This window comes from Streptomyces sp. NPDC052016 (assembly GCF_044548445.1).
Classification (GTDB): domain Bacteria; phylum Actinomycetota; class Actinomycetes; order Streptomycetales; family Streptomycetaceae; genus Streptomyces.
In genome coordinates this window covers 324,416-333,684 of the sequence record NZ_JBIUBX010000001.1, presented here as the reverse complement: position 1 = coordinate 333,684, position 9,269 = coordinate 324,416, and the positions used below count along the sequence as shown (strand labels likewise).

Sequence of the window (9,269 nt, the reverse complement as noted above, 5' to 3'; positions counted from 1 at the left end):
GGCTGACACCGCCCTGACTCGCCGGCCGTCCTCCTGGCGCAGGTTCAGGGTCGTCGTCAGGTGGATCCGGGCCGTCACCCCGTGCGGGGCGCCCGGACCAGTGCCGGGTTCGGCGGTCGGCGCGGCTCCCGTTTCTCCTCCGCACGGGGTCGGGTTCTGGCGGAAAACACCTCCTCGCGCTCGGCGAAAGCCACCTGGAATCGTCGCGTCCTGGACACCGCACAGCACAGGAACTCGACCGCCGCCCCGCGTCGTTCACCCCATGGACGGCCTGCCTGTGATGCCGCCGATGGCAGGAGGGAGGCGGCAGACCGGGACGCAAGGTCGTGTACTGGGCGGCTCACGCCCGAACAGACCCGAACCACCCCGCGGTGAACGAGGTCTTGGGCAACCTCCCCGACATCGACCAGGCCGTCCGCGCCGTCGTACGCCACGTCCCCGCCCGCTACTCCTGACGCACTCGGTCACCCGGAAGCCGGAGCACCGTCGGCCGCGTCGGTGGACCGCAGCAGGCGCAGGAACGCCTTCACACCCGCGATGATCTCCTGGTTGTCGGTCAGGCGGTTCACCGTGGACTCGAACTCCCGGCCCAGCGCGGCGATCCTGCGGTCCGCCTCCTCGGTCCGCTCGTGCGTGCTCATGGCGAGTGCGTCCACGGTACGGCGCAGTTCGGCGAGGGCCCGGTACTGTTCCTCCGCCTTCTCCTCCAGGAGCCGCGTCCCGGCCTCGGCACGGTCCAGCCGGGCGTGCAGTTCGACGACGTCGTCCCGCGGATACGTGACGTCCTTGAGCAGGGTGCCCAGACGCCGCCGAAGCTGGCCGAAGTAGGCGCCGGCCGGCCGGAAGAAGGTGCTCAGCAGGAAGAAGGCGCCGAACCAGTAACCTGTGAACTCGTCCGTCGCCCAGGTGAAAGCGCAGACGACCGCCGCTGTCACCACGTGGCCCGCGACCGCCGCCCGAAGCATGGTGCGGGCGATGCGCGCGGCCTCGGCATCGCGAGCCGGGGAGACCTCCATGCCTTTCTCCCGGCTCACCGCGATCTCCGCGAGCACCGCATGCGCGCGGAAGTAGAGGTTCCAGGGCAGCGTGAGCAGGAGCAGCAGCCACAGAAGGCTCAACACGCCCGCCCCGACACCGAACATCACCTCGGGCGGTGCCCCCGCCACGTAGGCGAAGACCAGTGCCGCGGCCGCCACCACCACGGCTGCCACCACCGCCAGAAATCTGCTCATGCCCCCGCCTCCGGCTCCGCCTCCTGGCCGTACGTCGACACGGACCATCGTCACCGGTCCGGTGCGGGTCGGCATGAGTAGGCGTACTCAGTGAAGCGTGGCGGTGCGGTGCGTGACGCAGGACATTCACCGTCCGAACAGCCGGGCCGCGTTGTCGTGGCACACCGCCCGCAGCCACTCCTGTCCGAGATCCAGCCGCTCCAGGGCGTGCAGTTGGTGCACATAGGGATAGGGGATGTTGGGGAAGTCGGAGCCCAGCAGGATGCGATCGCCGAGCGCGGCCAGCCGCGGGAGGGCCCGGAGCGGGAACGGCGTCAGCCGCTCGGTGAAGTCGGTGAACGCCATCGTCGTGTCCAGCCGCACCTCCCCGTACCGCTCGGCGAGGCCGAGGAACTCCTCGTACTCGGGCATCCCCATGTGCGCGATCACCAGCCGCAGCCGAGGGTGGCGCGCCAGCACCCGCGCGATCGGCTCGGGGCCGGTGTGCTTGCCGGGCGCCGGCCCCGAGCCGCAGTGGATCACCACGGGGACGCCGGCCTCGGCCAGCAAGCCCCAGGCCGGCTCCAGGAGTTCGTCGGCCGGGTCGTACGCCCCCACCTGGACATGTGCCTTGAAGACGCGCGCGCCCGCCTCGACCGCCTCCCGGACGTACGCCTCGACGCCCGGCTCGGGATAAAGAGTGGCGGTGTGCAGACAGTCGGGGGTGCGGCGGGCGAAGTCGACCGCCCAGCCGTTCAGCCAGCGGGCCATCCCGGGCTTGTGCGGGTAGAGCATCGCGGTGAAAGCACGTACGCCGAACGCCCGCAGCACCGCCGTGCGTTCCGCCTCCTCCTTCCGGTAGGTGATCGGCCACTCGAGTCCGCCGGTCAGCGGCCCGAGCGCGTCGAAGTAGCCCCAGACCTTGCGCAGGACCCGCTCGGGCATGAAGTGCGTATGGACGTCGACCAGCCCCGGAAGGCCGAGCCGACCCCAGAAACGGCGGACCTCGGCGGCCTCCTCGTCCAGCGGAACGTCACTCATGACCCCTCGCACCCCCCGGGCATCCCCGCTTCGGCGACCCGGCACAGTGCGGGAGACCTGGGCGAAGGACGGGTTCCGCGGGATCGCGGGGCTGGACGGGCGTCATGCGGTGATCGTTCATGTCGCTCACGATCAGCCCTGGTGGGGCGATGGGTCCACTCCCTTGCGGGAGGAAAACGGTGAGGTGTCCGTCACCCGTCCTCTCCGATGGCGCTTCTTTTCGCCGTCACGTCGAAGGGGCGGCTTCCCGAGACCGTCTTACCGGGAACCGGGAACCGGGAACCGGGTTGCCGGGTGCCGGGTTGCCGAGTGCCGGGCCCCGGCAGGGACCCGGGCGGGCGGGATCACGCGGTGTTCAGTGTCCATTTCTGGTTGGCGCCGCCCGTGCAGGTCCAGATCTGGGCGGGGGTGCCGTCGGCGGAATTGTTGCCGGTGATGTCGAGACACTTGTCCGCACCGGTGTTGACCACGTCGTGGGTGGTCGGGTTGTAGGACCACTGCTGCGCCGAGGTGCCGTTGCACGTGTAGAGCTGCACTCTGGCGCCGTCGGCTGTCGAGGCCCCGGCGACGTCCAGGCACTTGCCGAGCGCCCGGATGCTGCCGTCCGAGCCCACGGTCCAGCGCTGGGCCGTCGTGCCGTTGCAGGCGTAGAGCTGGACGGCGGTGCCGTCGGCCGTGCCTGCGCCCGCGACGTCCAGGCACTTCCCCGCGAGTCCGGTGAGACTGCCGGTGGTGCCGCCCGGGTTGCCCGAGGGTGTGCCGGACCAGGTGAAAGTGGCGGTGGTCCGGGCGGGCAGGCTGTAGGTGACGGACTGGCCGCCCCAGTCGATGCGGACCGAGCGGGCGGATGTGCCGCCGTTGTGGGCGATCAGCGCCTTGGAGCCGTCCGGGTTGCGCCAGGCGACGTTGGGCACCGTGGTGCCGGCGGTGGAGGCGATCCGGTGGGCACCGGGCCTGACGAACTTGGTGAGGTGTCCGGTGGTGTAGTACTCGATCGTGTAGTCCACCTGCCCTGCTCGCGGCCCGCCTTCCTGCACGGTGACGAGTCCGGTGCAGGTACCGCAACCGCCGTTGTGCGGGCCCATGTTCTGGTTGAGGGCCAGACTCCACTTGACCAGGCTGCTGCTCCAGTTGCGGGCGTAGTTGACGATGTCGGCCAGGTCTTCGTTGTGCTGGTTGCCGATCCACGTGCCGCCGGAGTGTTCGGTGCTGAACTGCCGGACGGTCGGGTACTGGTCGTGCACCTGACTGCCCACCGCCGGGTCGCCGGCGTAGCCGTGCCAGGCGATGCCGCCGAACAGCGGGTCGTTGCGCACGCCGGCGTCCGCCAGGATCGCCGCGCCCATGCCGGCGTAGTCACCGTAGTTCCAGTCGTGGATGAGGACCTTGGTGTCGATGCCCGCGGCGCGGAAGGCCGGGTAGACGTGGTTCTTCGTGAACTCGATCAGTCCCGAGGAGTTCCAGCTCATCCCCGGGTAGTTCATGGCCGTGGGGTTGCCTGCCTGGCAGCAGTTCGGCTCGTTCTGTACCGAGAGGTAGTCGATGTCCACGCCGGCGTCCTGGTAGCTCTGGATGTACTTGACCAGGTACTGGGCGTACATGGGGTAGTACTCCCACTTCAGCCACCCCATCTGGTCCATGCGGCCGTTGTCCTTCATCCAGCCGGGCGCGCTCCATGGCACGCCCTTGACGCGCAGCGCGGGGTTGAGCTGCTCGGCCTGTGCGGTCAGCAGCCGGACGTTCGTGTCGTAACCGTTGGCGCCGAAGTCGTTCAGGTCGCAGCAGGTGTCGTCCAGGGAGACGTGGCCCGGCCGGGACAGGTCCGAGGCGCCGATCGGGTTGCGGACGAAGGACAGGCCGATGCCGTCGGTCGGTGAGAACAGCCGGCGCATCACGGCGTCACGGGTGGCGGCGCTGACCGCTCCACCACGCAGCAGGTACGCGGTGGTGTCGGTGATCGAGGCACCGCCACCCTCGAACTGCTGGTACGTGGTCGTCTCGTCGACGGTGATGATCTGGTCGGCGGCGCCGCCGGACGCGCCGAAGTTCAGGGGTGCCTGCTGGGCGAGGCCGCGGGTGACGTTGCGGCCGCCGGCGTCGGAGGTGGTGGTGAGCCACACGTCGACGCGCTCCCCCGCCGCCACGGCCTGTGGTGTCGCGGCCGGGGTGACCAGGAACGCGAGGGCGAGGGCGAGCACGGCCGCCAGCGTCGCGGGGAGTCGGCGGGAGGGAGGCGTGCCGCAGAGCAGGGCCGGCCTGCGCGAGGGGGTCATGGCGTGACCTTCCGGTGGGGGGTGTCCTCACCTCCATGGCGTGCGCGCGGGGTGAGGTGAGAGGTGGCGCTCGGAGGAGTCCGGGCGCCGCTCGCGAAGGCGAGGTGCGACCGCCGTGAAGACGCCGCCCGAACGGTGGACCGACTTATCTCAAGCCATGATTGAACTAATAAGTCATGTTCCCGTCAATACACGTGCACGCGGGACCCCGGGGATGCGGTGGGTGTTTCCACTGGTCCGGAATGGCGCCGAGCCAGGTGACGAGGTCACCGTCCGGAGGGAGTGTGCGCAACCCCCGGCCGGATGCCACCGCCGCTCGGCGCGCTGCCGCAGCAGCGGCTCAGCTCAGGGGCAGCCGCATGAGCACCAGGTCGAGCCACCGGCCGAACTTCCTGCCGACCTCCGGCATGGTGCCGACGTACTGGAACCCGAACCGTTCGTGCAGCCGGATCGACGCGGCGTTCCCGGCTTCGATGCCGGCGATCACGACATGGTGGCCCGCGTCGCGCGCCGAGGCGATGAGGGCCGTCAGCAGCGCGGAGCCGATGCCGAGTCCGTGCCGGTCCTCACGGACGTAGACCGAGTCCTCGACCGTGTGGCGGTATCCGTCCAGATGCCGCCAGGGGCCGTGGACCGCGAAGCCGGCCACCTCGCCCTCAGCCTCGGCGACCAGCGCCGAGCCCCTCTCCAGGTGGGCCGCGAGCCAGGCGACTGCCTCCGCGGGTGACTGCGGGGTCTGCGTCCACAGGGCGGTGGTGTGCTCGATCGCGTGGTTGCGGATGGCGCGGATGGCCTCCGCGTCGCCGGGACGGGCTGGGCGCACCGTAACGACAGCACGGCTTCTTTCGTATATTGGATTCATGTCCAATATAGTAGACCCGCTGGTGGGGCAGATCGCCGCGCGCGTGCGCACCGAACGGGAACGGCGCCGGTGGACCCTGGCTCGGCTCGCGGACGTCTCCGGCGTGTCCCAGGCGATGATCAGCAGGATCGAGCGCGGGGAGAGCAGCCCCACCGCCGTCGTCCTGGGCAAGCTGTCGGCCGCGTTCCAGCTGAGCATCGCCTCCTTGCTCACCTCGACCGAGGGGACGCAGGACGACTCACAGGACGACGCGCAGAGCGTCGCGGGCGTGCGCCGCCGGACGGACACGGCCGAGTGGCGCGACCCCGGCACCGGTTACCGGCGCCGCCAGATCACCGGCCCCCACTTCCCCGCGGAGGTCGCCGAGATCCGCCTGCCCGCCGGCGCCCGGGTGCCTTATCCGGCCGCCGCGTTCGCCTTCGTACGACAGGTCGTCTGGGTCCTGGACGGCCGCCTGACCTTCCATGACGGCGACACGGTCCACGAACTCGACGCGGGCGACACCATCGAACTCGGCGAACCCACCGAGCGTGTCTTCGCCAACACCACCGACGCCGAGTGCCGGTACGCGGTCATCCTCACCCGCGGCAACCGGCCATGACCCGCCCCCTTCTCCGAGGCGGCACGTTCCTCCTCGCCTCCATAGCCGGAACGGCGATCGCGAACAACTACGCCATCCAGCCCGCGCTCACAGCGGTCGCCTTCGAGCTGGGCGTTCCCCTCTCCGTGGTCGGTCTCCTCCCGACCGCCGCGCTCGTCGGCTGCGTGATCGGTTTCGCCCTCCTGCTCCCCCTCACCGACCACGTCGCGCCCAACCGGCTGGTGGCCGCGCAGCTCACCACGCTGGCCGCCGCCCTCGGCGTCGCGGCGACCGCGCCCGGCGCGACGGTGCTCCTGGCTGCCTACCTGCTCATCGGCGCGGCCGCCAGTGTCGCCGCCCAGGCCGGCACCATCGCGGGCCGGCACGCCCCGTCCGGACGCCGCGGAACGGGCGTCGCCACCGTGGCCGCCGGCATGTCGGCCGGCATCCTGCTCAGCCGCCTGGCGGGAGGAACACTCACCGACATCCTCGGGTGGCGGCGGATGCTTCTCGTCTTCGCGGCTGTCGCCCTGCTCGGCGCGATCGCCGGCGCCACCCTTCTGCCCCGGCGGCGGCCGCGCTCCGACCACGGTTACCGTGCCGCCCTGACATCACTTCACGCGTTGTCGCGTCAGTTCGCGGAACTGCGCCGTGCGGTGGCCACCGGCGGGTTGTGGTACTTCGCCTTCAACCTCGTCTGGGTCTCGCTCGCGCTCACCCTGGCGAAACCGCCGTACTCCCTCGGCCCGACCGCCATCGGCCTGTACAGCCTGGCCGGGGTCCTCGGCTTCGCGGCGCTCCCCCTCACCGGACGGCTCGCCGACCGGTACACACCGACCACGGTCGTCATCGCCGGCATGCTGGCCGCCGCTGCCGGAACCATGCTGCTGGCCACCGGTCTGCACACCGCGGCGGTCACAGCACTCGGGCTCGCGCTCTTCGACGCCGGCTGTTTCGCCGCCCAGGCCGCCAACCTCAGCGGCGTCATCGCTCTCGACCCGCACCGCTCCGGCAGCCTCACCAGCGTCTACCTCGTCCTGTACTTCACCGTCGGAGCCCTCGGCACCGCCCTTGCCGCGCCCCTGATCAGCGCTGTCGGCTGGCAGGGCACCGCCCTCGCCGCCCTCGCCGCCCTGCTCCTCGCCGCCGTCCTGGCGCATACCAGTTCCCGGCAGCCCCGCCGCGAGCTGACCCACGGCACAGAGCGCCGCCTCGCACCGCGTCCGCGGACCCGGTGATCGGTCCTGCCGCGCTGCGCGGCGCCTCGCAGCGCTGGGGCCGGCGCTGCGAGGCGGCTGTCGGCGCCCGAGGCGCCGTCTCTGTCGAACACCGGCCCTACCCCATGCGACCACAGCCGGAAATCGGATGATTCTGGCGTAAACCGGAATATTTGAATAGGATGCGAAACACCTCTGCCGGGTCTGCAGCACTGTCGCGTGCTGCAGTGACTTTTGGATCACATGCGACGAGGGGCTAGCAGAGGCAGGCGATGACCGACGTTCACACACAAGCGACCAGGTACGACTGGCGCGATCAAGCGGCATGCATCGGCGAGGATCCCGAGATCTTCTTCCCCCTGTCCGATTCGATCGCTCCCGGATCAGAGGCTTCTCTGGCACGGGCGATATGCCGGCGGTGCCCCGTACTCCTTGCCTGCCGTACCTGGGCCATAGAGCACGGCGAGGACGACGGAATCTGGGGCGCCACCACGGCCGCCCAACGACGAGCCATTCGGCGCGCGACAGCGCCTCCGTACACCCTTTACCCCGCCAGGAACGACGAACGGCGCCGTTGTGATCGGTTAGCCGCGGGCGCCGGGGGACGACTCACGGCGCAGTGGTTCCGCGCACCTCCACGACCAGGTAGGCCGCCTGTCGAAGCCACTCAGCGGCGGCTCTCGGCGAGTGCGCCCCGGTGGTCCCGTATCACGGCCGCGTACGCCTTCGCGCTCGGCTTCGGGCGGCGCTGGAACGTGTCACGGTCGACCTCGTGGAGGCCGAGCCGAGCGCCGTATCCGAAGATCCACTCGAAGTTGTCCAGGAGTGTCCAGTGGCAGTAGCCGAGCACGGGCGTGCCGGCGCGTACCTCGGCCACCAGCCCCTCGACGGAGGCGGGGATGAAGGCGGCGCGTTGCGCGTCGTCGGGGGTGTGGATGCCGTGCTCGGTCACGAGGACGGGCGCCCCTGACATCTGGTGGGCGTAGTGCACCGCGCCGGCGAGTGAGCCGGGCGCGATGACCGTGCCCATGCCGTTCAGTTCGCCGGCGACCGTGACTTCGCCGTCGGGTCCGTGGACGACGCGTTCGTAGTTCTGCACGCCGATGAAGTCGTCGTGGCGCGCCTCGCGGAGCCAATGGTCGTACAAGGCGGCACGCTTGGCGTCCCGGCGCGCTTCGCCGCCGGGGATCGCCACTTCGTCGGCGATGGCGATGGAGACGCCGACGGGCAGGTCGCCGCGGCGGGCCTTGATCGCGTCGCGGGCGGCACGGTGGGCGCGGGTGAACGCCGCCTGGAACTCGTCCTGCCGGTGGGCGGGAATGACGTTCGCGCTGGCGTAGGTGTCGCTTCCGGCGGCGCGTGCGGCGGCCGCGAGCATCCGCGTCTTGAGCGTCTCCGCCTCGGGCGGCAGTTTCGCGCCCGCCTGCAGCAGTTGCTCGGGCGGCATTCTCGGCCCCAACGCCACGGCGGGCGTCGCGCAGGCCTTCCACACCACCCAGGTGGTGTGGTTCGGACTGACGCTGACCCTGGTGTCCACCCTGCTCACTCCCTTCGTCATCAAGCTGGGAGACCTGTACGGCAAGAAGCGCGTCATGCTCGCCATGACCGCACTGGGTGCTCTCGGCGAGGCCCTGGCAGCCATGGCCGGGAGCTTCTGGCTCGTCCTGGCGGGCCGGGCGATCGCCGGGTTCTACGGCCCGTTCGGCGCCCTGTCCTTCGCCGCGGTGCGCGACGTCTTTCCGCCCCGGCTGGTCAAGCAGGCCAGCGGCATCATGGGCAGCAGCGTCGGCCTGGTGGCGCTCGTCTCCCCCTTCCTCGCCGGCTGGCTGGTGGACGGCTGGGGCTACCGCGGCGCCCTGTGGTTCCTCGCCGCCGCGACCGCCGTCGCCTTCGCGCTGGTCGCGCTGCTGGTCCCGGAGACCCCGCGGCACTCGTTCGACTCCGGTTTCGACTGGATCGGCGGCCTGGTCCTGGGCGGTGGCCTGACAGCAGTGGTCTACGCCGTCGGCCAGGGGCAGAGCTGGGGCTGGTCCGACACGCGGACCCTGGGATGGCTCGGGGCGGGGATCGTCGCGCTGATCGCGT

General features: G+C 70.7%; 8 protein-coding genes and 2 pseudogenes. 5 read left to right on the top strand and 5 right to left on the bottom strand.

The features are described from left to right. Positions 1-326 precede the first annotated feature (326 nt). Positions 327-455 carry a hypothetical protein gene (locus ACIHAR_RS01515; protein WP_400015829.1) on the top strand — a complete coding sequence of 43 codons (129 nt, stop codon included), beginning with the start codon at positions 327-329 and terminating at the stop codon, positions 453-455. Between the two features lie 9 nt (positions 456-464). Here the strand turns inward: ACIHAR_RS01515 and ACIHAR_RS01510 are convergent, their stop codons facing one another. From ACIHAR_RS01510 to ACIHAR_RS01495, 4 genes are all read right to left on the bottom strand, one after another. Next, positions 465-1,232 carry a hypothetical protein gene (locus tag ACIHAR_RS01510; protein ID WP_400015827.1) on the bottom strand — a complete coding sequence of 256 codons (768 nt, stop codon included), beginning with the start codon at positions 1,230-1,232 and terminating at the stop codon, positions 465-467. 126 nt (positions 1,233-1,358) lie between these two features. Continuing rightward, positions 1,359-2,252 (bottom strand): amidohydrolase family protein, encoded by an 894-nt coding sequence (locus ACIHAR_RS01505; RefSeq protein ID WP_400015825.1) that lies wholly within the window; start codon positions 2,250-2,252, stop codon positions 1,359-1,361. 344 nt (positions 2,253-2,596) lie between these two features. Further along, positions 2,597-4,525: a lectin gene (locus tag ACIHAR_RS01500; protein WP_400015824.1), complete on the bottom strand. Its 1,929-nt coding sequence runs from the start codon at positions 4,523-4,525 to the stop codon at positions 2,597-2,599. A gap of 340 nt (positions 4,526-4,865) precedes the next feature. After that, positions 4,866-5,387: a GNAT family N-acetyltransferase gene (locus ACIHAR_RS01495; protein ID WP_400015823.1), complete on the bottom strand. Its 522-nt coding sequence runs from the start codon at positions 5,385-5,387 to the stop codon at positions 4,866-4,868. On the opposite strand from ACIHAR_RS01495, the gene ACIHAR_RS01490 reads away from it, so the two are divergent. From ACIHAR_RS01490 to ACIHAR_RS01480, 3 genes and pseudogenes are all read left to right on the top strand, one after another. Further along, positions 5,386-5,988, top strand: coding sequence for a helix-turn-helix domain-containing protein (locus ACIHAR_RS01490; RefSeq protein WP_400015821.1), 603 nt, complete (start codon positions 5,386-5,388; stop codon positions 5,986-5,988). The genes ACIHAR_RS01495 and ACIHAR_RS01490 overlap by 2 nt on opposite strands. Continuing rightward, entirely contained in the window at positions 5,985-7,205 is a 1,221-nt protein-coding gene (locus ACIHAR_RS01485) for an MFS transporter (RefSeq protein WP_400015819.1), read from the top strand. The genes ACIHAR_RS01490 and ACIHAR_RS01485 overlap by 4 nt, the downstream gene beginning before the upstream one ends. Positions 7,206-7,456: 251 nt before the next feature. Then, positions 7,457-7,687, top strand: a pseudogene (locus ACIHAR_RS01480) (WhiB family transcriptional regulator); the annotation flags it as partial. 164 nt (positions 7,688-7,851) lie between these two features. Here ACIHAR_RS01480 and ACIHAR_RS01475 read toward each other — a convergent pair. Next, on the bottom strand, positions 7,852-8,721 hold the full coding sequence (locus tag ACIHAR_RS01475; protein WP_400015817.1) for a family 1 glycosylhydrolase: 870 nt from the start codon (positions 8,719-8,721) through the stop codon (positions 7,852-7,854). On the opposite strand from ACIHAR_RS01475, the pseudogene ACIHAR_RS01470 reads away from it, so the two are divergent. After that, a pseudogene (locus tag ACIHAR_RS01470) lies at positions 8,630-9,220 on the top strand (MFS transporter); the annotation flags it as partial. The gene ACIHAR_RS01475 and the pseudogene ACIHAR_RS01470 sit on opposite strands and share 92 nt — an antisense overlap. Positions 9,221-9,269 lie beyond the last annotated feature (49 nt).